This window comes from Pseudomonas zanjanensis (assembly GCF_014268745.2).
Taxonomy (GTDB): domain Bacteria; phylum Pseudomonadota; class Gammaproteobacteria; order Pseudomonadales; family Pseudomonadaceae; genus Aquipseudomonas; species Aquipseudomonas zanjanensis.
Genome location: NZ_JABWRB020000006.1, coordinates 49,319 through 71,575, shown reverse-complemented (window position 1 = coordinate 71,575; position 22,257 = coordinate 49,319). Strand labels below are relative to the sequence as shown.

Below are 22,257 nucleotides of genomic sequence, written 5' to 3'. Positions count from 1 at the left end.
TTTTGTGGCGAGGGAGCTTGCTCCCGCTCGGCTGCGCAGCAGCCGCAAACCCGGACAAAGCGATCTTCCTGAAGGAACCCGGGGGCCAGCTTCGCGGGCCAGCGGGAGCAAGCTCCCTCGCCACAGTGCTGCCGTGGCCAATCTCTCTCGTTAACCTTAAGTTACAAATCTCCCCGCCGATTTAGGCTATACAGGGACAGCGCCCGAATAGTGGCTTTCTGCTGTCTCCGTGCGCGCGCTCATAACAATAAGAACACTACCGGGAGACTTCCTAGTGAAGAGTTTGCTCTGGCCCGCCGTCGCGCTGATGAACCGCCTGAGCTTCGGCATGAAGTTCAGCCTGATCAGCGTGCTGTTCCTGCTGCCCATGCTGGTGACCAACTTCTTTCTGGTGCGTGATTCCTATCGGGAATTCCAGGGCACCCAGGTGGAGCTGCAAAGCCTCGACCTGCTGGGCAGCAGCCTGGCCCTGCGCCGGGACCTGGAAACCCTCAACAACCTGGTGCAGATCAATGCCAGCCTGGGCCAGTCCGGCAAGGCCGGTGATGTGGAGGCGAAGATCGGTAGCCTGGAACAACAGGTCCTCACGCGTCTGCAAGGCATGACCGCCATGGCCATCGAGCCCGAGCAGGTCAGTGCCTTCGAGGCCAAGCGTGACGAGATGATTGGCGCTTTCAAGGCCCAGCAAACTGAAAGCTCCCTGCAGAGCAAAAGTGCGTTGATCGGCAAATTGCTCAACAGCGCCCAGATGTTCAGCCAGATCATCGCCAGCCAGGCGGGGCTGAGCCGCGACAACCAGAGCGACATCCGCCAGCTCAGCGAACTGATCATCGGCACCACCCCCAAGGTCACCCAGATCCTCGGCGAAGGCCGGGCGCTGGGTGCGTCCTCGTTGGGGCTGGGGTTTCTCAATTCGGCGTCGAGCACCCGCTTCGATGAGTTGCTGGGGCAGATCGAAAAGCTCCAGGGTGAGTACGACTTGAAACTGCAGGACGCCCTCGGTTCCAGCAAAGCGGCTGGACAAGCCCTTGCCACCCAGGCCGACGGCAGCAAAGGCACCCTGAAAAAAGCCTCGGAACTGATCGAGGAGCAGGTGGTGATGGCCGACACCCTCGATGCGCCGTGGCCGGCATTCTTTGATCAGGTCAGCGGCTTGATGGCGCAGACCTATCAATTGAATGAAGCGACCCAGGATTTTCTCGGTGTGCAGTTGCAACAGCGCCTGGAGCAGAATCGCAGCCATATGGTGCTGCAAGCCGTGGCGCTGATGGCGGTGTTCCTGTTGATTTTCTACCTGTACGCCGGCTTCTACGCGTCGACCCGCACCACCCTCCAACACCTGGGCCAGATGATGGATAAGGTGGCGGCGGGGGACATGACGGTCAATTTCGTCGCCCGCAGCCAGGATGAACTGGGCGAATTGGGTGAAGTGTTCAACGGTACGGTGGCGAAGATCCACGACCTGATCGAACAGGTCGGTCGCACCGTCGCGGAAGTCGAACGCCAGGCCGGGCAGGTGGAAACGGTATCGGCCCGGAGCAACCAGGCTGTCGCTGGCCAGCGCAGCCAGATCGAACTGGTGGCCACGGCGATGAACCAGATGTCGGCCACGGCCCAGGAAGTGGCCCGCAGTGCCGCCGCCGCGGTGAGCAGCGCCCACAGCGTGAACGACGAAACCCTCAGCGGGCGCGGGCTGGTGGAGTCCCAGCAGGGCAGCATCGCCCGCTTGGCCAGCGAGATTGACCAGTCGGTGCAGGTGATCAATCAACTGGCGACCGACAGCCAGGCCATCAGCCGCGTGCTGGATGTGATCAAGAGCATCGCCGAACAGACCAACCTGCTGGCCCTCAATGCCGCCATCGAAGCCGCCCGAGCCGGTGAGCAGGGGCGTGGTTTTGCGGTGGTGGCCGATGAAGTCCGGACCCTGGCCAAGCGGACCCAGCAATCGACCGAAGAAATCGAAGCGATGATCACCCGCCTGCACGGCGGTGTCGGTGCCGCCGTCAAGGCGATGGGCACTAGCCACGAGATGGCCAGCGGCACCGTCGGCCAGTCGGAAAAGGTCCAGCAGGCCTTGGAAAATATCCTCGGTGCGGTCGGCATGATCGTCGACCAGAACCAGCAGATCGCCGCCGCTGTGGAACAGCAGACGGCCGTGGCCCATGACATCGACCAGAACATCGTCGAGATCAACCGCGCCGGCGAACGCACCGCCGAAGGCGCTCACCAGACCGAAGACGCCAGCCGTGCGTTGTCCGCCCAGGTGGTGCAGCTCAAGCAGTTGATCAATGCGTTTCGGGTATAGCTATCGGTCGCCGATCCAATGTGGGAGCGGGCTTGCTCGCGAAAGCGGTGTATCAATCGACAAACAGGTTATCTGACACTCCGCTTTCGCGAGCAAGCCCGCTCCCACAGGAGGAATCACCAGTTGAACAGTTTGCGGGCATTGGCTGTGCTGGCCTCGGCCAGTCGCTCCGGGCTGACCCCCATGATCCCCGCCAATGCCTCGCAAATCGCCGGCAAATGCGCCGGGCTGTTGCGTTGGCCAGGAAACATCGCCGGAGCCATGTCCGGGGAGTCGGTTTCCAGCACCACCGCCTCCAGCGGCAGTTTCGCCAGCACCCGGTGCATGCGCAGGGCCTGGGGCCAGGTCGCGGCGCCGCCGAGGCCGAGTTTGAAGCCGAGCTTGAGGTATTCGCGGGCCTCTTCAAAACTGCCGGCGAAGGCGTGGATGATGCCCGCGCGTGAAGGGCCCATCCGCTTGAGGGTCGCGATCACGTCGGCATGGCTGCGGCGCACGTGGATCAGCGCCGGCAGTTCGAACTCCACGGCCAGTTGCAACTGTGCTTCGAACAGCGCCTGCTGGCGTTCGCGGTCCAGGGTGGGGATGTAGTAATCCAGGCCGATTTCCCCCACGGCACACAATTGCCGGTGCCCGGCCAGGCGACCCAGCCATTCGCGCAACAGCGACACGTCGTCGGGTTGGTGCTGATCGAGGTACACCGGGTGCAGGCCCAAGGCGGCATGCAGGTCCGGGTCGCCTTGCACCAGCTCCCAGACCCGCTGCCAATTGTCCCGGTACACGCCCAGTACCACCATTTGCCGCACGCCCAAGGCGCGGCTTTCGGCCAGCAGGGCCGGGCGATCCGCGTCAAAGTCTGGAAAGTCCAGGTGGGTGTGGGTGTCGATCAACTCCATGCATCAATCCTGAAGAAACGTCAGCCCTGGTGGATCCGCTGCTTGAACGTCCGCGCGATGGCCTGCACGCCTGGCTGGTAATCATCGTTTTCGATGGCCGCCAGGGCCAGTTCCAGGGCCTTGTCGGCGATCAATTGATGTTGCTGGGACATGGCATTGACCGGCAGCGGCAGGAAATCCAGCAACTGCGTGTCACCGAACGTGCCCAGGCGCAGCGGACGCGCCTTGAGCGGGAAATCGTGCAGGGCGTCGAACACCCCTTGCAGCAGCACGTAGGACGTCGTGATCAACGCATCCGGCAGATGCCCCAGGCGCGCGAGCATTTCCTCCATCAACTGGCGGCCGCACTCACGGCTGAACGACTCGCCGTGTTCGATCAACACCTGGCCCTCGAACCCGGCCAAGGCTTCGCGAAAGCCCGCGGCCCGTTCCTGGCTGATGCTCAGCTCGGGACGGGCGCTGATCAAGGCGATTTGCCGAGGGTAGGTCTCCAGCAGGCTGCGGGTCAGGTGCAGGCTGGCCTGGCGGTCGTCGCTGATCACTGAGCAGAAATGCGCCGGTTCCATCACCCGGTCGATGGCGATGATCGGAATGCCCTTGGCCTGCAACTGCTGGTAGCTGTCGTCGCCGGCCGGCAGGCAACTGGCGACGATCAACGCATCGCAGCGCCGGGCACGGAACAATTGCAGCAGTTGCCGTTCACTCTCAGGTGCATCGTCGGAACTGGCGATCAGCAACTGATAGCCCCGCGCCCGTGCGCCTTGTTCCAGCAACTTGGCGATGCGGGCGTAACTGGGGTTCTCCAGGTCTGGCAGGATGAAGCCCAGGGTACGGGTGTGCCGGCTGCGCAGTCCGGCGGCCTGGGGGTTGGGCGTGAAGCCGTGTTCCTCGACCACCGCCCGCACCCGTTCGACGGTGGCGCTGCTGATGCGTTGCTGTTCGGCCTTGCCGTTGATCACATAACTGGCGGTGGTCACGGACACACCGGCCAGTTGGGCAATATCACTGAGTTTCAACCCGGTTTTCCTTGTTTTTTCGAGTTAGCCCCGACGATAAGGGCCATCCTACCCGATTCAAGCTGACGGTCACCGTCCAAGCGCTTACGACAAGTTGCACTTCAAGGATGAGAGATTATCGAGTAACGTGCCAATCTTTCTAGATTAAACGTTTCAGCAAGCGTATTTTCAAGGCTAGCAGAATTTTTGGCCGCTCTGCCGCGATACCGCCAAAAGCTGTCCTGCAACGCTAAGCTGATTCATTCAAAACAATACCTGGCGCCAACCGGACGCCAAAAAGGAGAAAGCATGCTCGAGCTCACTCTAGAGCAGATATCCATGGCGCAGACGGCTGTGGATAAAGACGCTGCACTGCAATTGCTCGCCGACAAACTGGTGGCCGATGGCCTGGTAGCCGAGGGTTACCTCGCCGGCTTGCAGGCTCGCGAAGCCCAGGGTTCGACCTTTCTTGGCCAAGGTATTGCCATCCCCCACGGCACCCCGCAGACCCGCGACCTGGTCTACTCCACCGGCGTGCGTCTGCTGCAATTCCCCGAAGGCGTGGACTGGGGCGACGGCCAGATTGTCTACCTGGCCATCGGCATCGCCGCCAAGTCCGACGAACACCTGCGCCTGCTGCAACTGCTGACCCGCGCCCTCGGCGAGACGGACCTGGGCCAGGCCCTGCGCCGTGCCGGTTCCGCCGAAGCCTTGCTGAAGCTGCTGCAAGGCGCGCCCCAGGAATTGGCCCTGGATGCGCAGATGATCGGCCTCGGTGTGTCGGCTGACGATTTTGAAGAACTGGTATGGCGCGGCGCTCGGTTGTTGCGCCAGGCCGACTGCGTGAGCAACGGCTTTGCCGGCGTGTTGCAGCAAGTCGATGCGCTGCCCCTGGGCGATGGCTTGTGGTGGCTGCACAGCGAACAGACCGTCAAGCGCCCGGGCCTGGCGTTCGTTACCCCGGACAAACCCATCCGTTACCTGGGCCAACCGTTGAGCGGTCTGTTCTGCCTCGCCAGCCTCGGCGAGGCCCACCAGGCTTTGCTGGAAAGGCTTTGCGCCCTGCTGATCGAAGGCCGCGGCCACGAATTGGGCCGCGCCACCAGCAGCCGCAAAGTGCTGGAAGTGCTCGGCGGTGAATTACCCGCCGACTGGCCCAGCGCGCGCATCGGCCTGGCCAATGCCCATGGTCTGCATGCACGTCCGGCGAAGATCCTCGCCCAATTGGCGAAAAGCTTCGAAGGCGAGATCCGCGTGCGCATCGTCGACGGCCAGGACAGCGCCGTGTCGGCCAAGAGCCTGAGCAAGTTGCTGAGCCTGGGCGCCCGTCGCGGCCAGGTCCTGGAATTCATCGCCGAACCGAGCATTGCCGCCGATGCCTTGCCCGCGCTGCTGGCGGCCATCGAAGAAGGCCTGGGCGAAGAAGTCGAACCGCTGCCGCCGCCGAGTGCGCCGCGGGAAACCGCAATGGCCGAAGTCGCGACCGTCATGTTGGCGCCCGAAGCCGGCAGCCTGATCCAGGCTGTCGCCGCCGCCCCGGGCATCGCTATCGGCCCGGCCCACATCCAAGTGTTGCAGGCCATCGATTATCCGATGCGCGGAGAGTCGGCAGCCATCGAGCGCGAGCGCCTGCAAAACGCCCTGAACCAGGTGCGCCGCGATATCCAAGGCTTGATCGAACGCGCCAAGGCCAAGGCCATCCGCGAGATTTTCATCACCCACCAGGAAATGCTCGACGACCCGGAACTGACCGACGAAGTCGACACCCGCTTGAAGCTGGGCGAGAGTGCGCAAGCGGCGTGGATGGGCGTGATCGAAGCCGCCGCCAAAGAGCAGGAAGCCTTGCAGGACGCCTTGCTGGCCGAACGTGCCGCCGACCTGCGGGACGTTGGCCGTCGAGTGCTGGCGCAGCTGTGCGGCATCGAAACCCCGGCTGAACCCGAACAACCCTACATCCTGGTGATGGACGAAGTCGGCCCGTCCGATGTCGCCCGTCTGGACCCGGCTCGCGTGGCGGGGATCCTCACCGCCCGTGGTGGCGCCACCGCCCACAGCGCCATTGTCGCCCGCGCCCTGGGCATTCCGGCGCTGGTGGGCGCCGGTGCGGCGGTGTTGCTGCTGGCGCCGGGCACATCGTTGCTGCTGGATGGCCAACGCGGTCGCCTGCACGTGGACCCTGACGCCGCCACTTTGCAGCGCGCCAAGGAAGAACGCGACACCCGCGAACAGCGTCTCAAGATCGCCGCCGAGCAGCGTCACGAACCGGCGGTGACCCGTGACGGTCATGCCGTGGAAGTGTTCGCCAACATTGGCGAAAGCGCCGGCGTCGCCAGCGCGGTGGAGCAGGGCGCCGAAGGCATTGGCCTGTTGCGCACCGAACTGATCTTCATGGCTCACACCCAGGCGCCGGACGAAGCGACCCAGGAAGCCGAATACCGTAAAGTGCTCGATGGCCTGGCCGGTCGGCCGCTGGTGGTGCGCACGCTGGATGTGGGCGGCGACAAGCCGCTGCCGTACTGGCCGATCGCGAAAGAAGAAAACCCGTTCCTCGGCGTGCGTGGGATCCGCCTGACATTGCAGCGTCCGCAGGTCATGGAGGCGCAACTGCGGGCCTTGTTGCGCTCGGCGGACAGCCGTCCGCTGCGGATCATGTTCCCGATGGTGGGCAGCGTCGATGAGTGGCGCCAGGCCCGGGACATGACCGAGCGCCTGCGCCGGGAAATCCCCGTGGCAGACCTGCAACTGGGGATCATGATCGAAGTGCCGTCCGCCGCGTTGCTGGCGCCGGTGCTCGCCAAGGAAGTCGACTTCTTCAGCGTCGGCACCAACGACCTGACGCAATACACCCTGGCGATCGACCGTGGTCACCCGACGCTGTCGGCCCAGGCCGATGGCTTGCACCCGGCCGTGCTGCAACTGATCGACATCACCGTGCGCGCCGCCCATGCCCATGGCAAATGGGTCGGAGTGTGTGGCGAACTGGCGGCCGATCCGCTGGCGGTGCCGGTGCTGGTGGGCCTGGGTGTGGACGAACTGAGTGTCTCGGCCCGCAGCATTGCCGAGGTCAAGGCGCGGGTCCGCGAATTGAGCCTGGCGCAAGTACAAACCCTGGCCCAAGAGGCTTTGGCCGTGGGCAGCGCCGATGACGTGCGCGCATTAGTGGAGGCGCTGTAATGGCGAAGATTCTTACCCTGACCCTCAACCCGGCGCTCGACCTCACGGTGGAGTTGGCGCGCCTGGAGCCGGGCCAGGTCAACCGCAGCGACGGCATGCATGCCCACGCCGCCGGCAAGGGCGTGAACGTGGCCCAGGTGTTGGCCGATCTTGGCCATACGCTGACGGTCAGTGGTTTTTTGGGCGAAGACAATGCCCAAGTGTTCGAGACGCTGTTTGCCCAGCGTGGTTTTGTCGATGCCTTTATTCGTGTCCCTGGCGAGACTCGCAGCAACATCAAGCTGGCCGAGCAGGACGGACGTATCACCGACCTCAATGGCCCGGGGCCGATGGTCGACGAAGCCGCGCAGCAAGCGTTGCTGGCGCGCCTTGAGCAAATCGCTCCCGGCCACGATGTGGTTGTGGTGGCCGGCAGCCTGCCCCGGGGCGTCAGCCCACAGTGGTTGCAGGCGCTGATCCTGCGCCTGAAAAAACTCGGCCTGAACGTGGCCCTCGACACCAGCGGCGAAGCCTTGCGCGTCGCGCTGGCGGCGGGGCCGTGGCTGATCAAGCCGAACACCGAGGAACTGGCCGATGCGCTGGGTTGCGAGGTGGTCAGCGAAGCGGCCCAGGCGCAAGCGGCGCAGCGCCTGCATGCCCAGGGTGTCGAACATGTGGTGATTTCCCACGGAGCCGATGGCGTGAACTGGTTCAGTGTCGGTTCGGCGCTGCATGCGTCGCCACCCAAGGTGACGGTTGCCAGCACCGTGGGCGCCGGCGATTCGCTGCTGGCGGGCATGCTGCACGGCCTGCTCAGTGCCGACACCCCGGAGCAGACGCTGCGCACCGCCACGGCCATCGCTGCCATGGCCGTCACGCAGATCGGTTTTGGCATCCACGACACCGCGTTGCTGGCGTCGCTTGAACAGGGTGTGCGCGTGCGCCCCCTGACAGAACAATAAGAGGGTTCGCAAGATGAAATTAGCCATTGTGACGGCCTGCCCGAACGGCATGGTTACCAGTGTGTTGTGCGCCCGCCTGCTGGACGCCGCGGCGCAGCGCCAGGGTTGGAGCACCAGTGTCGAAGTCCATGATGCGGCCCATCCGGAGCGCCAGTTGTCGGCCGCGACCCTCGAAGCGGCCGAGTGGGTGTTGCTGGTCGCCAGCGGCCCGGTGGACCTGTCGCGGTTTGTTGGCAAGCGGGTGTTCCGCAGCACACCGGCCCTGGCTCTCCAGGACGTTGATGCGGTGCTGCGTCGTGGCGCCGAAGAAGCTGAGGTCCTGGGCGAGGCCGACGTGTTCGCGCAAGAACCGGCGACTCCGACCGAGCGCGCTCCACGCCTGGTGGCGATCACGGCTTGCCCGACTGGCGTGGCCCACACCTTCATGGCCGCCGAAGCCTTGCAGCAGGCGGCGGCGCGCTTGGGTTACGACCTGAAGATCGAAACCCAAGGCTCGGTGGGCGCGCGCAATCCGTTGAGCCCCGAGGCGATCGCCGAGGCCGATGTGGTACTGCTGGCGACCGATATCGAAGTCGCCACCGAACGTTTTGCCGGCAAGAAAATTTATCGTTGTGGCACCGGCATTGCCTTGAAACAGGCCGAAGCCACGTTGAAAAAAGCCTTGGCCGAAGGCCGCCAGGAAAGTGGGGCGAGTGGCGCCGCTTCGGGGCCGGCGAAAGCGGAAAAAAGCGGTGCCTATAAGCACTTGCTGACAGGCGTATCGTTCATGCTGCCGATGGTGGTGGCCGGTGGTTTGATGATCGCTTTGTCGTTCGTGTTCGGCATCGAGGCCTTCAAGGAACCTGGAACCCTGGCGGCGGCGCTGATGCAAATCGGCGGCGAAACCGCGTTCAAATTGATGGTGCCGCTGCTGGCCGGCTACATCGCCTATTCCATCGCCGACCGTCCGGGCCTGGCCCCGGGCATGATCGGCGGGATGCTGGCGAGCACCCTCGGCGCCGGCTTCATTGGCGGGATCATCGCCGGGTTCCTGGCCGGCTACGCGGCCAAGGCGATCAACCGCTACGCGCGCTTGCCCCAGAGCCTGGAAGCGCTCAAGCCGATCCTGATCATTCCGCTGCTGGCGAGCCTGTTCACCGGCCTCGTGATGATCTACATCGTCGGCAAACCGGTGGCGGGCATGCTCGAAGCCCTGACCCACTTCCTCGACAGCATGGGCACCACCAATGCGATCCTGTTGGGCGTGTTGCTGGGGGCGATGATGTGCGTCGACCTCGGCGGGCCGATCAACAAGGCCGCCTATGCGTTTTCGGTGGGTCTGCTGGCGTCGCAAAGTTATGCACCGATGGCCGCGGCCATGGCCGCCGGCATGGTGCCGCCCATTGGCCTGGGCATCGCCACGTTCATCGCCCGGCGCAAATTCGCCCAGACTGAACGCGAGGCCGGCAAAGCGGCGCTGGTGCTGGGGCTGTGCTTCATCTCCGAAGGCGCGATCCCGTTCGCGGCCAAGGATCCGCTGCGGGTGATCCCGGCGAGCATCGCCGGCGGTGCGCTGACCGGTGCGCTGTCGATGTACTTCGGCTGCAAGCTCATGGCCCCCCACGGCGGCCTGTTCGTGATGCTGATCCCCAACGCCATCAACCATGCGCTGTTGTACCTGCTGGCGATCGTGGCGGGGAGCCTGCTGACGGCGGTGGCGTATGCGCTGCTCAAGCGGCCTGAGGTGGTAGAGATGGCGTTGGAGCCGGCCAAGGCCTGATTTAAGTCACACCACCCTACCTGTGGGAGCGGGCTTGCTCGCGAAAGCGGCGTGTCAGACAACATTTTCGTCGACTGACACACCGCTTTCGCGAGCAAGCCCGCTCCCACAGTGGCTTTTGGGGGGGGCATGAAATTCCTGTCACACCCACTTCACACTCCCATGCTTAAGTTTTCCCATTTCAAGGGAGAACACCATGAGCGAATTCGACCTGGGCCGTCGCCGTGTGATGCAAGCCGTAGGCGCTGGTTTATTGCTGCCCGGGCTAGCCCCGGCGGTGATCGCTTCGGTCAAGGACCGGCCCGTGCTGACCGAAGGCGTGCAGTCCGGCGATTTGCAGGGCGACCGGGCGATGATCTGGAGCCGCAGCGACCGTCCGGCGCGGATGGTGGTGGAATGGGACACCCGCAGCAAGTTCAGCAATCCCCGCCGTTTCGTCTCACCCATGGTCGATGCCCGCAGCGATTTCACCGCTCGGGTCGAACTCACCGGGCTGCCCCGCGACCAGGCGATTTTCTACCGGGTGCATTTCGAAGATGCCCAGAGCGGCGTCGCCAGCGAACCCTGGCTCGGCCACCTGCGCAGCGTGCCGCAGTTCAAGCGCGACATCCGGTTTGTCTGGAGCGGTGACACGGTCGGCCAGGGTTTCGGCATCAACCCGGACATCGGCGGCATGCGCATCTACGAAGCCATGCGCCTGCGCCTGCCGGATTTCTTTATCCACAGTGGCGACACCATCTACGCCGACGGCCCGGTGCCCGCGCAGGTGACCACGGAGGGCGGTCGCATCTGGCGCAACCTCACCACCGAAGCCAAGAGCAAGGTCGCCGAAACCTTGGATGAATATCGTGGCAACTATCGTTACAACCTGATGGACGAAAACGTCCGCCGTTTCAACGCCGAGGTGCCGCAAATCTGGCAGTGGGACGACCATGAGGTGGTCAACAACTGGTCGCCGGGCAAGCAACTGGACGAGCGCTACCAGACCAAGGATATCCACAGCCTCGTGGGCCGTGCGCGCCAGGCCTGGCTGGAATACGCGCCGATGCGCCGGCAGAAGGCCGACGGCGGCGGACGCATCTACCGCAAGCTCGGTTACGGGCCGCTGCTGGATGTGTTCGTGCTGGACATGCGCAGCTACCGCGAAGCCAACGACGCCAACCTCGGCGCGGCCAAACCGTTCCTGGGGCGTGAGCAGTTGAATTGGCTCAAGCGCGAGTTGAAGCAGTCCCGGGCCCAGTGGAAAGTCATCGCCGCCGACATGCCCATCGGCCTCGGTGTGCCGGACGGCGAGGTCAGCCCCGGCGTGCCACGCTGGGAAGCGGTCGCCAATGGTGACCCGGGCGCGGCCCAAGGGCGCGAAGTGGAAATCGCCGAACTGCTCGGTTACCTGCGCAAGCATCAGGTGCGCAACTATGTCTGGCTCACCGCCGACGTTCACTATTGCGCCGCCCATCACTACCACCCTGAACAGGCCGCGTTCCAGGATTTCGAACCGTTCTGGGAGTTCGTCGCCGGGCCATTGAACGCCGGCAGCTTCGGGCCCAACGCCCTGGACAAGACCTTCGGCCCGGAGGTGGTGTTCCAGAAAGCCCCTGCGACCCAGAACACTTCGCCATTCGCCGGGTATCAGTTCTTTGGCGAGGTGAACATCGACGGGCAGAGCGGGGAGATGGGCGTGGTGTTGCGGGATCTGGAGGGCGTGGCGGTGTTCGAGAAGAAGTTGCAGCCGGTGTGAACCAAGGATCACAGAGTTCCCCTGTGGGAGCGGGCTTGCTCGCGAAGGCGGTGTGTCAGTTGGCAGACGTGTTGTCTGACACGCCGCCTTCGCGAGCAAGCCCGCTCCCACAGGATGTTGTGTGTTCTTGAAGTTTGTCAGTAAACATCCCGCCGATACCGCCCCTGCTCGATCAGCCGTTCCACGGCCTCGCGCCCCAGCACGCTGTTGAGCACGTGGTCGACGCCGGAGGCCATGCCCTGCAGGCTGCCGCAGACATAGATCACCGCACCGTCGGCCAGCCATTGCTTGAGCAGCGCGGCCGATTCCAGCAGGCGGTCCTGGACGTAGATCTTCTGCTTCTGATCCCGGGAGAACGCCAGGTCCAGGCGTTCCAGGTCGCCGGAGGTCACCCATTCCTGCAGCTCATCACGGCAGTGGAAATCGTGCTCGCGATTGCGTTCGCCAAACAGCAGCCAGTTGCGCTGCATGCCTTCGGTGACGCGGGCCTTGAGCAGGCTGCGCAGACCCGCCAGGCCGGTGCCGTTGCCCAGCAGGATCATCGGCACGCCCTGGGCCGGTAGGTGGAAGCTGCTGTTGCGGCGCAGTCGCAGGCTGATGGCGCTGCCCAGCGCTGCGTGCTCGGTCAACCAGCCGGAACCGACGCCCAGGCTGCCGTCGGGGTGGCGTTCCTGGCGCACGATCAGCTCCAGCACGCCGTCGGCCGGGATCGAGGCGATGGAATATTCGCGTATCGCCAGCGGTGCCAGCGCATCCACCAGGGCCTGGGCATGCAGGCCGACCAGATGGGCGCGGTTTTCCGGCAACTGGCGGGTCGCCAGGGCCTGGTCGAGGCTCTGGGACAGGTCATCGACCTGCACGCGCGCGTGGCCGGCGAGGCCGAGGCCATCGAGGAAATGTTCGATGGCCGACAGGTCATTGCGCGGCAGGATTTCCACCAGGTCACCGGCCAGCCAACTGCTCGGCCCGGGGGCGGTGAGGCCCAGCAGGTACACGCCTGAGCCGCTGCTGTCGGGGTTGAGCAGGGTGCGTTGGCTCAGCGTCCAGTTTTCGAAGCGGGGGGCCTGCCAGGTCTGCGCGGGCGCGTGTCCGGTCAGTTCGGCCAGTTGTTGTTGCCAGTGACGCAGGGCGTAAGGGTCGCCACTGTCGACTTCCACCGGCGCGAACAGGGTCTTGCCGCCGTGTTCCGCCAGCCAGGCGTGCAGTCGCCGGGCGAAGCCGCAGAAATGTTCATATTGACGGTCGCCCAGGCCCAGCACCGAATAGTGCAGGCGCTCCAGGCTCAAGGCTTGGCCCAAGACCTTGCGTTCGAAACCGCGGGCACTGTCCGGGCCTTCACCGTCGCCGAAGGTGCTGACGACAAACAGCGCGTGGGTGGCGTTGTTCAGGTCTTGCTCACGCACACCGGCCAGTGGCTGGACGTTCACGGGCAAGCCGGCGGCCTGGAGTTGGCCGGCGGTCTGCCAGGCCAGTCGCTCGGCGAAACCGCTTTGGCTGGCGAAACCGATCAGCCAGGCCGGCGCATCGGTCGGGTTGGCGCTCAGGGCCTGGCGGGCGTTTCTGGCCTGGCGCTGCTTGCGGCGACGGTCCAGGTACAGCAACCAGCCGGTGATGAAGAACAGCGGCATGGTCAGCGCGGCCACGGTGACCAGGATCCGCCCGACCAAGCCGAAATAGCTACCGATATGCAGGGCATAGACGCTGGTGAGCAACTGTGCCTTGAGGCTCTTGTCGCTGTAGCGGCTGTGCCGGCTGACGACGCCAGTGGCCGGGTCGAGGATGAGCTGGTTCAGTGCCCGGTCGTGGGGCGAACTTTCCAGCAGATAGAACACGGTCGCCGGTTGCCCGGCCACCGGCGGCATGCGCACGTTGTAGGCGGACAGGCCCGGGCCGGCGGCGCTGTAGATGCTGCTCCACATCGCCCGGTAATCAGCCATGGGAAGCGGACCGCTCGGCGCAGGGCCGCGATTGCGCACCCGTTCCTCTTCCGGCGAATCGGAGAGCAGGCGGGTCACGCCTTTGTTGTACCACTCGTAGGACCAGGTCAGTCCGGTGAGTGCCGCCAGCAAATAGAACACCAGGCACCAGGTGCCCGCCACCGAGTGCAGGTCCCAATTGAAGCCGCGGCCTTTTTTTCGCCAATCGAGGGTCAGCCAGGCGCGCCAGTTTTTCCACTGGCGCGGCCAGCGCAGGTACAACCCGGACAGGCAGAAGAACACCAGGATCAGCGTGCAGGCGCCGGTGATCTGCCGACCCACGTCGTCCAGGGTCAGGACGCGGTGCAGCCTGAGCATCAGGCCGAAGAAATCCTGGCCGGTCACCTCACCCATGAACTGTGCGGTGTAGGGGTTGAAATAGCGCATGGCGCCGCGCTTTTCCCCGGGGGGCGCGGCGAAGATCACCCGTGCGGCGTTGCCGCTGTCGGTCTCGACCCAGAGCATGGCGACGGTCTTACCGGCGGCGGCTTCGATCTGTTCCACCAGTTCGGCGGGCGGCAGGACGCCGGCCGGCTGTTTCGCCACCGTCAGCACCTGCGGGTTCAAGGCCCGCAGGATTTCATCCTGGAACGACACCACCGCCCCGGTAACGCCCATCAACGCCAGGACCAGCCCGGCACTGATGCCGAAAAACCAGTGCAACTGGAACAGGGTTTTCTTCAACACGTCGCCTGCCTTGTTCATTTACTGTTCATCACGGCGTGCATTATGCCGTGTGTTATCGAGAAGCATTCATAAACACACCTAAAAGCCTTGATCATTTGCATGAACGGGCAGGCGACGAAATCCTGTGGGAGCGGGCTTGCTCGCGAAGAGGCCGGCACATCCAACATCTTCGCCGACTGGAACACAGCATTCGCGAGCAGGCTCGCTCCCACATTGGATCTTCAGCAGACACAAAACCCATGTGCACCCAATCCCCCTGTGGGAGCGGGCTTGCTCGCGATGAGGCCGGCACATCCAACATTTTCGCCAACTGGGACACCGCCTTCGCGAGCAGGCTCGCTCCCACGATTGGATTTTCAGCAGACACAAAATCCAGGTGCACCCAATCCCCCTGTGGGAGCGAGCCTGCTCGCGATGAGGCCGGTACATCCAACATTTTCGCCGACTGGGAGATCGCCTTCGCGAGCAGGCTCGCTCCCACATTGGATTTTCAGCAGACACAAAACCCATGTGCACCCAATCCCCCTGTGGGAGCGGGCTTGCTCGCGAAGAGGCCGGCACATCCAACATCTTCGCCGACTGGGAGATCGCCTTCGCGAGCAGGCTCGCTCCCACGATTGGAGCGGAGTGCGACCGGAAAAAAAACGGCGCCTTTCATTTCTGAAAAGCGCCGTTTTTTATTACGCAACAGGGCAAGCGCTACGAGCTCAAACGCCCAAACACATCACACGTAAAACGATTTCAGCGGCGGAAAGCCATTGAATTCCACCGCGCTATAGCTGGTGGTATAGGCCCCGGTCGACAGCCAATACAGGCGATCACCAATGGCCAGGTTCAACGGCAACCCGTACTTGTAGTTCTCATACATGATGTCGGCGCTGTCGCAAGTCGGGCCAGCGATGACCACTTCTTCCATCTCGCCTTTCTTCTCGGTCCAGATCGGGAACTTGATGGCTTCGTCCATGGTTTCGATCAGGCCGGAGAACTTGCCCACATCCGTGTACACCCAACGCTCGACAGCGGTACGGGACTTGCGCGCCACCAGCACCACTTCGCTGACCAGGATACCGGCGTTGGCGATCAACGAACGGCCCGGCTCCAGGATGATTTCCGGCAGGTCGTCACCGAAGTCTTCCTTCAGGAAGCGGATGATTTCCTCGGCGTAGGTTTCCAGGCTGTTGGTGCGGGTGATGTAGTTGGCCGGAAAGCCGCCACCCATGTTGATCAGCTTCAGGACGATGCCGTCTTCTTCCTTCAAACGCTCGAAGATCACCTTGACCTTGGCGATGGCCGCGTCCCAGACGCTGATGTCGCGCTGTTGCGAGCCGACGTGGAACGAAATGCCGTACGGCACCAGGCCCAGGTCGCGGGCCAGGATCAGCAGGTCCATGGCCATGTCGGTCTGGCAGCCGAACTTGCGCGACAACGGCCAGTCAGCGGTGGTCGAGCCTTCGGTGAGAATCCGCACATAGACCTTCGAGCCCGGCGCGGCCTTGGCGATGTTGCGCAGGTCGGCTTCGGAGTCGGTGGCGTAAAGGCGTACACCCTTCTCGTAGAAGTAGCGAATGTCCTTGGATTTCTTGATGGTGTTGCCGTAGCTGATCTGCTCCGGGCCGACGCCACGGCTCATGACCTTGTCCAGCTCATAGATCGAGGCGATGTCGAAGTTCGAGCCTTTCCCCTTGAGCAGGTCGATGATTTCCACCGCCGGGTTGGCCTTGACGGCGTAGTAGACCTTGGCGAACTCGAAACCGGCGCGCAGGTCGTCATAGGCCTGGGAGATCATCGCGGTGTCGATCACCACGAACGGGGTTTCCTGCTTGTCGGCGAACGCTTTCATTTTCTGGAAAGTTTCGCGCGCGAAATAATCTTCGACCTGGATCGACATACTTGGGACTCCTACTGGCAAACATCAGGATCAATGGGTTTGAGGGCAGCAACCCTCGCGAACGTCCTCCGTATCCCCACTTTGGTTCGCCTACTTCCCAAGGCATGTCGCCGAAAGCAAAAAGGCCATGGGACGCTTGATTCCCTTGGCCTTGCTGTCTCGTCGTCAGTACTTGAGCCGGATGGATCGTTTCCAGCATGGACGTTCGGCGCGAACTTTAGGGCGTGAGGGGCCTGAGATCAACTAAAAATGTCGCGTTTTTGCACGTCTCCGTCGTGCGGCCCGCGACAGCTCATGATGTAACCGACCGGTGTGACAGGTTGATGTTCCCCCGGATTGGTATTCGAGCCTGCTCGATATGGCTTTTGCCTTTGTGGCGAGGGAGCTTGCTCCCGCTTGAGTGCGAAGCGCTCATCGCTTTTTTGGGGCCGCTGCGCGACCCAGCGGGAGCAAGCTCCCTCGCCACAATGGCAGTCGCCGTTGACTAGGCGGACGCAGTCTCAGCCGGCGAAACAATACTGGTCTTGCCCCCACGGGACTTACCGGAGCTCAAGTACTCGGCAATCGATTCCTGGGTCACTTCGCCAAGGAACACCCGCTCGGCGTCCAGCACCGGCAGCCACGAGCGGTTGAACTCGTACATGCGCGACAGCAGGATCCGCAGGTGTTCGTCGTAGGCGGCGGTGGCGTTGAATTCCCGCAGGTATTGTCCGCACGTGCCGGTCTGGCGGTGCAGGTCGCGACGGCGGACGTAACCCAGGGCCTTGTTCTCGGCACAGGTGACCACCACGTAGCGCCGGTCGTGTTCGTCCATCAGTTCCAACGCCTCGGCCACCGGCGTCTCGGGGCTGACCGACGGGGCGTTGTCCGCCGCGTCTTCGGCCTTGACCAGCAACAGCCGCTTGAGCGTGCTGTCCTGACCGACGAAGTTGCTGACGAACTCGTCGGCCGGATGCGCCAGCAGCGTGTCCGGGTGATCGCATTGCACCAGCTTGCCAGCGCGGAAGATCGCGATCTTGTCCCCCAGCTTGATGGCCTCGTCGATGTCGTGGCTGACCATGATCACGGTCTTGTTCAGCGCCCGTTGCATCTCGAAGAACTCGTTCTGGATCATCTCGCGGTTGATCGGGTCGACCGCGCCGAACGGTTCATCCATCAGCAGCAGCGGCGCATCGGCCGCCAGGGCGCGGATCACGCCGATTCGTTGTTGCTGGCCGCCGGACAACTCCCGGGGATAGCGATGCAGGTATTGCTTGGGTTCGAGCTTGATCATGCTCATCAATTCGCGGGCGCGGTCGTGGCACTTCTGTTTATCCCAGCCGAGCAGGCGCGGAACCACGGTGATGTTTTCCTCGATGGTCATGTTCGGGAACAGGCCGATCTGCTGGATCACGTAGCCGATGTTGCGGCGCAGGGTCACTTCGTCGAGGCCGGTGGTGTCTTCGCCGTTGATCAAGACCTTGCCCGAGGTCGGCGGGATCAGCCGGTTGATCATCTTCAGCGTGGTGCTCTTGCCACAGCCCGACGGCCCGAGGAATACGCAGATCTCGCCTTCGTTGACGGTCAGGTTCACCGAGTCCACGGCTTTTACATCCTTGCCGTTGCTCTTGAAGGTTTTGCTGAGGTTTTGAAGTTCGATCATTTCAGTAATCCTTTTGGGGTCAGCGAGCGTTGCAGCCATTGCAGGAGCAGGTCGGCGAAGATGGCCAGGAGGCTGACCAGCACGGCGCCGACGATCAGCATCGACATATCGCTGCGGCTGATGGAAGCGAGGATGAGCACGCCCAGGCCACCGGCGCCGATGGTGGCGGCGATGGTCATGACGCCGATGTTCATCACCACGGCGGTGCGCACGCCGGCCAGGATCACCGGCACGGCGATGGGCAGTTCGACCATGCGCAGGCGCTGGCCGAAGGTCATGCCGATGCCGCGGGCGGCTTCACGGATGCCCGGTTCGACGCCGGTCAGGGCCAGGTAGGTGTTGCGCATGATCGGCAACAGCGAATAGAGAAACACCGCGGTGATCGCCGGCATTGGCCCCAGGCCTTGGCCGAACTTGGAGTAGAACGGCAAGAGTAGGCCGAACAGCGCGATTGACGGGATCGTCAGCAGCACCGTGGCGCTGGCTTGCAGAGGGCCGGCAAGCGCCGGGAAACGGGTCATGAAAATGCCCAGTGGCACACCGATGACAATCGCCAGGGTCACGGCGATGCCCACCAGGGTGATGTGCTGCCAGGTCAGGTGCAGCACCAGCGGCCAGTCCAGATGGGAAAAGGCGTCAAGAAAATCCATGGCTTTTCCTCCAGGTCATTGGGTTGAGAGCAGCGAATGCTGGCGCAGGAAATCGGCGGCAACGGCGGAAGGGCTTTCATGATCGACGTCCACCCGGGCGTTGAGCTGGCGCATGGTTTCGTCGTCGAACAGTTCGGCCAGCGGCTTGAGCTGCGCGGCCAGCTGCGGGTGCGCGTCGAGGAATGCCTGGCGCACCACCGGCGCGGCGGTGTAGTCGGGGAAGTAATGCTTGTCGTCTTCCAGCAGCTTCAATTTGAACGCATTCAGGCGCCCGTCGGTGGTGTAGACCAGGCCGGCGAAGACTTGGCTGTTGCGCAGGGCGGTATAAACCAGGCCCGCGTCCATTTGCCGAATGTTCTTGCGGGTCAGGTTCATGTCGTACTGTTCGACCATGCCGGCCAGACCGTCGGAGCGATTGGCGAACTCGGTGTCCAGGGCCACCAGATGGTTCTCGTCGGCCTCGGCCTGCAAAACGGTGTTCAACTGGCTGATGGAGTTGATCTGCGGGTACTTCTTCGCGACTTTTTCCGGCAGGGCCAAGGCGTAGGTGTTGCTGAATTTCGACGGCGTGAGCCAGACCAGGCCTTTTTTCGCGTCGAGTTCTTTCACCCGAGCGTAGGACTGGGCGCTGTCGAGTTTCTCGGTGACATGGTTGTAGGCCACCAATGACACGCCGGTGTATTCCCACAGAAGGTCCAACTGCCCGGTTTCATGGGCGCTGCGGGCCAGGTTGCTGCCCAGGCCGCCGGTAATCTGCGCGTCGTAGCCTTTGCTGCGCAGGTATTGGGCGGTGATTTCCGCCAGTAAGGTCTGCTCGGTGAATACCCGGGCGCCGAGGCGGATCAGCGGTTTTTCTGCGGCTTGGGCAAACCCTGCAAACAGCAACAGGCAGCCCAGGATCAAGCTCAACTTCTTCATAACGACTCCTTTATCCAGCCAGGCTCAGGACGGGCGCAAGCCACGTTCCAGCCAGAGGCGGCTGGCGAGTGTCACCAGACCGTCGAGCAGCAATGCCAGCAGCGCCGTGCAAGCGGCGCCGAGCAACAATTGCGGCTGGTTGTTCAAGGCAATGCCAGGGAAGATCAGGCTGCCGAGGCTGTTGGCACCGATCAGGAAAGCCAGCGGGGCGGTGCCGACGTTGATCGCCAACGCTACGCGCACGCCACCGACGATGATCGGCACGGCGTTGGGCAGTTCGACTTTCCACAGCACCTGGCGCGGGGTCATGCCGATGCCGACGGCGGCTTCCTTGAGGGAGCCCTGGACGTTTTTCAGGCCTTCATAGGTGTTGCGTACGATGGGCAACAGCGAGGCGAGGAACAGGGCGAAGATGGCGGGCCCGCTGCCGATGCCCAGGATGCCGAGGGCGATGGCCAGCACAGCCAGGGGCGGCACGGTATTGCCGATGTTGAACACTTGCATGAAGCGTTCGGCGCGCCCGACCATGCCGGGGCGGCTAAGGGCGATGCCGGCGGGGATGCCGACCATCAGGGCCGCCAACATGGAAGCCAGTACAAGCATCAGGTGCGCTTGCAGGTAGAACAGCAGATCGTCGCGGTAGCGTTGGATCGTATCGATGCCGATCCAGTGGACCAACAGGGCCAGGAGGGCGACGACGACCGCACCCCCGATAAGCCCTTTGCCATAGCGGATAGCCACAGGCGGACTCCTTTGTCTTTCAGTCGGCGCACGCCTCCCCGGGCGGCAAACCATCACGGGTTGCCGGGAAAACGTTCGCGAGAAGCAGCTCTTTTCGAAGCCGGTAAAACGACCGTCGAAGCGAGCCATGAGCGCAGCCTCGTCAGGCTAACTTGCTGATTTTTCAGGCCCTGACGGTTGCTCGTATCAGGGTGGTGGACGCCTCCACCGGGCAAAAGGTTCCCATGCGGGGCAGCATTTGGCCACCCCGGATATGCTCAACGGTTCGGTTCCTGGCACAAGTTGAGCTATAATCGCCGCCCTTTTTTGAATCACCTGCCAGGCGATTTCCCATGACCAAACAGGCCGCCGAAGTCGCGAAACGCCGCACTTTCGCCATTATTTCCCACCCCGATGCCGGTAAGACCACCATCACCGAAAAGCTCTTGCTGATGGGCAAGGCGATTGCGGTGGCCGGCACGGTGAAATCCCGCAAGTCCGATCGCCATGCCACCTCCGACTGGATGGAAATGGAAAAACAACGGGGTATTTCCATCACCACGTCGGTCATGCAGTTCCCGTATCGCGAGCACATGATCAACCTGCTCGACACCCCGGGCCACGAAGACTTCTCCGAAGACACCTACCGCACCCTGACCGCGGTGGACTCGGCCTTGATGGTCCTCGACGGCGGCAAGGGCGTCGAGCCACGGACCATTGCGCTGATGGACGTCTGCCGTCTGCGGGACACGCCGATCGTCAGCTTCATCAACAAACTCGACCGTGACATCCGCGACCCCATCGAATTGCTCGACGAGATCGAAGCGGTCCTGAAGATCAAGGCCGCGCCGATCACCTGGCCGATCGGTTGCTATCGCGACTTCAAAGGCGTGTACCACCTGGCCGACGACTACATCATCGTCTACACCGCCGGTCACGGGCACGAGCGCACCGAAACCAAGATCATCGAGAAGCTCGATTCCGACGAGGCCCGCGCGCACCTGGGCGACGAGTACGATCGTTTTGTCGAGCAACTGGAACTGGTGCAGGGCGCCTGCCATGAGTTCAACCAGCAGGAATTCCTCGACGGTCAATTGACCCCGGTGTTCTTCGGGACCGCCCTGGGCAACTTCGGCGTGGACCATGTGCTCGACGCCGTGGTCGACTGGGCCCCGCGTCCGCTGGCCCGTGTCGCCAACGAACGCACCGTGGAGCCGGTGGAAGAGAAGTTCGCCGGCTTCGTGTTCAAGATCCAGGCGAACATGGACCCCAAGCACCGCGACCGCATCGCCTTCATGCGCATCTGCTCCGGCAAATACGAAAAAGGCATGAAGATGCGCCACGTGCGCACCGGCAAGGACGTGCGCATCGGCGACGCCCTGACGTTCTTCTCCTCGGAGCGCGAACAACTGGAAGAGGCCTTCGCCGGTGACATCATCGGCCTGCACAACCACGGCACTATCCAGATCGGCGACACCTTCACCGAAGGCGAAGCCCTGGGCTTCACCGGCATCCCGCACTTTGCCCCGGAACTGTTCCGCCGCGTGCGCCTGAAGGACCCGCTCAAGTCCAAGCAACTGCGCCAAGGTTTGCAGCAACTGGCCGAAGAAGGCGCCACCCAGGTGTTCTTCCCGGAGCGCAGCAACGACATCATCCTCGGCGCCGTTGGTGTGCTGCAGTTCGACGTCGTCGCCAGTCGCTTGAAAGAGGAATACAAGGTCGAGTGCTCCTATGAGCCGATTACCGTGTATTCGGCGCGTTGGGTCGAATGCGGCGACAAGAAGAAGCTCGAGGAATTCTCCAACAAGGCTGTGGAAAACCTTGCGCTGGATGGCGGTGGACATTTGACCTACCTGGCGCCGACCCGGGTAAACCTGGCGCTGATGGAAGAGCGCTGGCCGGATGTGAAATTCCGTGCGACGCGTGAGCATCACTAAGCATCAAGCGTTGAAACCGAAAACCCTGCTGCGA

Annotated in this window: 14 protein-coding genes and 1 pseudogene; 7 read left to right on the top strand and 8 right to left on the bottom strand. The window is 63.2% G+C overall.

What is annotated here, in order from left to right; genetic code table 11:
* Positions 1–307 precede the first annotated feature (307 nt).
* Positions 308–1,447 (top strand): annotated as a pseudogene (locus tag HU715_RS27735) (HAMP domain-containing protein); the annotation flags it as partial.
* Positions 1,448–1,591: 144 nt separating this feature from the next.
* Positions 1,592–2,305 (top strand): methyl-accepting chemotaxis protein, encoded by a 714-nt coding sequence (locus HU715_RS27730; protein ID WP_437182518.1) that lies wholly within the window; start codon positions 1,592–1,594, stop codon positions 2,303–2,305.
* A gap of 116 nt (positions 2,306–2,421) precedes the next feature.
* On the opposite strand, the gene HU715_RS25100 is transcribed toward HU715_RS27730, so the two are convergent.
* Positions 2,422–3,198, bottom strand: a complete 777-nt coding sequence (locus HU715_RS25100; RefSeq protein WP_186705995.1) for a TatD family hydrolase — start codon at positions 3,196–3,198, stop codon at positions 2,422–2,424.
* A 20-nt stretch (positions 3,199–3,218) separates the two neighbouring features.
* Complete coding sequence (gene cra, locus HU715_RS25095; RefSeq protein WP_186705996.1) at positions 3,219–4,214, bottom strand: catabolite repressor/activator; 996 nt, start codon at positions 4,212–4,214, stop codon at positions 3,219–3,221.
* Positions 4,215–4,502: 288 nt separating this feature from the next.
* Here cra and ptsP point away from each other — a divergent pair, with 288 nt between their 5' ends.
* The 4 genes from ptsP to HU715_RS25075 all read left to right on the top strand — a co-directional run bounded on the left by ptsP (position 4,503) and on the right by HU715_RS25075 (position 11,805).
* Positions 4,503–7,367: a phosphoenolpyruvate--protein phosphotransferase gene (ptsP, locus tag HU715_RS25090; RefSeq protein ID WP_186705997.1), complete on the top strand. Its 2,865-nt coding sequence runs from the start codon at positions 4,503–4,505 to the stop codon at positions 7,365–7,367.
* Complete coding sequence (gene pfkB / locus HU715_RS25085; protein ID WP_186705998.1) at positions 7,367–8,308, top strand: 1-phosphofructokinase; 942 nt, start codon at positions 7,367–7,369, stop codon at positions 8,306–8,308. The genes ptsP and pfkB overlap by 1 nt, the downstream gene beginning before the upstream one ends.
* 13 nt (positions 8,309–8,321) lie before the next feature.
* On the top strand, positions 8,322–10,067 hold the full coding sequence (locus HU715_RS25080; RefSeq protein WP_186705999.1) for a PTS fructose-like transporter subunit IIB: 1,746 nt from the start codon (positions 8,322–8,324) through the stop codon (positions 10,065–10,067).
* A gap of 196 nt (positions 10,068–10,263) precedes the next feature.
* Positions 10,264–11,805 (top strand): alkaline phosphatase D family protein, encoded by a 1,542-nt coding sequence (locus HU715_RS25075; RefSeq protein ID WP_186706000.1) that lies wholly within the window; start codon positions 10,264–10,266, stop codon positions 11,803–11,805.
* Between the two features lie 137 nt (positions 11,806–11,942).
* Here the strand turns inward: HU715_RS25075 and HU715_RS25070 are convergent, their stop codons facing one another.
* From HU715_RS25070 to HU715_RS25045, 6 genes are all read right to left on the bottom strand, one after another.
* A complete protein-coding gene (locus tag HU715_RS25070; RefSeq protein ID WP_186706017.1) occupies positions 11,943–14,468 on the bottom strand; it encodes a PepSY domain-containing protein in 2,526 nt (841 codons plus the stop codon).
* Between the two features lie 724 nt (positions 14,469–15,192).
* A complete protein-coding gene (locus HU715_RS25065; RefSeq protein ID WP_186706001.1) occupies positions 15,193–16,356 on the bottom strand; it encodes a type III PLP-dependent enzyme in 1,164 nt (387 codons plus the stop codon).
* A gap of 484 nt (positions 16,357–16,840) precedes the next feature.
* On the bottom strand, positions 16,841–17,998 hold the full coding sequence (locus tag HU715_RS25060) for an osmoprotectant ABC transporter ATP-binding protein OsmV (protein ID WP_186706002.1): 1,158 nt from the start codon (positions 17,996–17,998) through the stop codon (positions 16,841–16,843).
* Positions 17,995–18,648: an ABC transporter permease gene (locus HU715_RS25055; protein WP_030139812.1), complete on the bottom strand. Its 654-nt coding sequence runs from the start codon at positions 18,646–18,648 to the stop codon at positions 17,995–17,997. The genes HU715_RS25060 and HU715_RS25055 overlap by 4 nt, the downstream gene beginning before the upstream one ends.
* A gap of 15 nt (positions 18,649–18,663) precedes the next feature.
* Positions 18,664–19,566 (bottom strand): glycine betaine ABC transporter substrate-binding protein, encoded by a 903-nt coding sequence (locus HU715_RS25050; RefSeq protein WP_186706003.1) that lies wholly within the window; start codon positions 19,564–19,566, stop codon positions 18,664–18,666.
* A 24-nt stretch (positions 19,567–19,590) separates the two neighbouring features.
* A complete protein-coding gene (locus HU715_RS25045) occupies positions 19,591–20,307 on the bottom strand; it encodes an ABC transporter permease (protein ID WP_186706004.1) in 717 nt (238 codons plus the stop codon).
* Positions 20,308–20,639: 332 nt separating this feature from the next.
* Here HU715_RS25045 and HU715_RS25040 point away from each other — a divergent pair, with 332 nt between their 5' ends.
* Positions 20,640–22,223: a peptide chain release factor 3 gene (locus HU715_RS25040; protein WP_186706005.1), complete on the top strand. Its 1,584-nt coding sequence runs from the start codon at positions 20,640–20,642 to the stop codon at positions 22,221–22,223.
* Positions 22,224–22,257 lie beyond the last annotated feature (34 nt).

Coding starts and splice junctions, on each gene's coding strand:
- HU715_RS25080 (WP_186705999.1), top strand. CDS start 8,322: ATGAAATTAGCCATTGTGACGGCCTGCCCGAACGGCATGGTTACCAGT.
- ptsP (WP_186705997.1), top strand. CDS start 4,503: ATGCTCGAGCTCACTCTAGAGCAGATATCCATGGCGCAGACGGCTGTG.
- HU715_RS25050 (WP_186706003.1), bottom strand. CDS start 19,566: ATGAAGAAGTTGAGCTTGATCCTGGGCTGCCTGTTGCTGTTTGCAGGG.
- HU715_RS25040 (WP_186706005.1), top strand. CDS start 20,640: ATGACCAAACAGGCCGCCGAAGTCGCGAAACGCCGCACTTTCGCCATT.
- pfkB (WP_186705998.1), top strand. CDS start 7,367: ATGGCGAAGATTCTTACCCTGACCCTCAACCCGGCGCTCGACCTCACG.
- HU715_RS25065 (WP_186706001.1), bottom strand. CDS start 16,356: ATGTCGATCCAGGTCGAAGATTATTTCGCGCGCGAAACTTTCCAGAAA.
- HU715_RS25075 (WP_186706000.1), top strand. CDS start 10,264: ATGAGCGAATTCGACCTGGGCCGTCGCCGTGTGATGCAAGCCGTAGGC.
- HU715_RS25100 (WP_186705995.1), bottom strand. CDS start 3,198: ATGGAGTTGATCGACACCCACACCCACCTGGACTTTCCAGACTTTGAC.
- HU715_RS25055 (WP_030139812.1), bottom strand. CDS start 18,648: ATGGATTTTCTTGACGCCTTTTCCCATCTGGACTGGCCGCTGGTGCTG.
- HU715_RS25060 (WP_186706002.1), bottom strand. CDS start 17,998: ATGATCGAACTTCAAAACCTCAGCAAAACCTTCAAGAGCAACGGCAAG.
- HU715_RS27730 (WP_437182518.1), top strand. CDS start 1,592: ATGAACCAGATGTCGGCCACGGCCCAGGAAGTGGCCCGCAGTGCCGCC.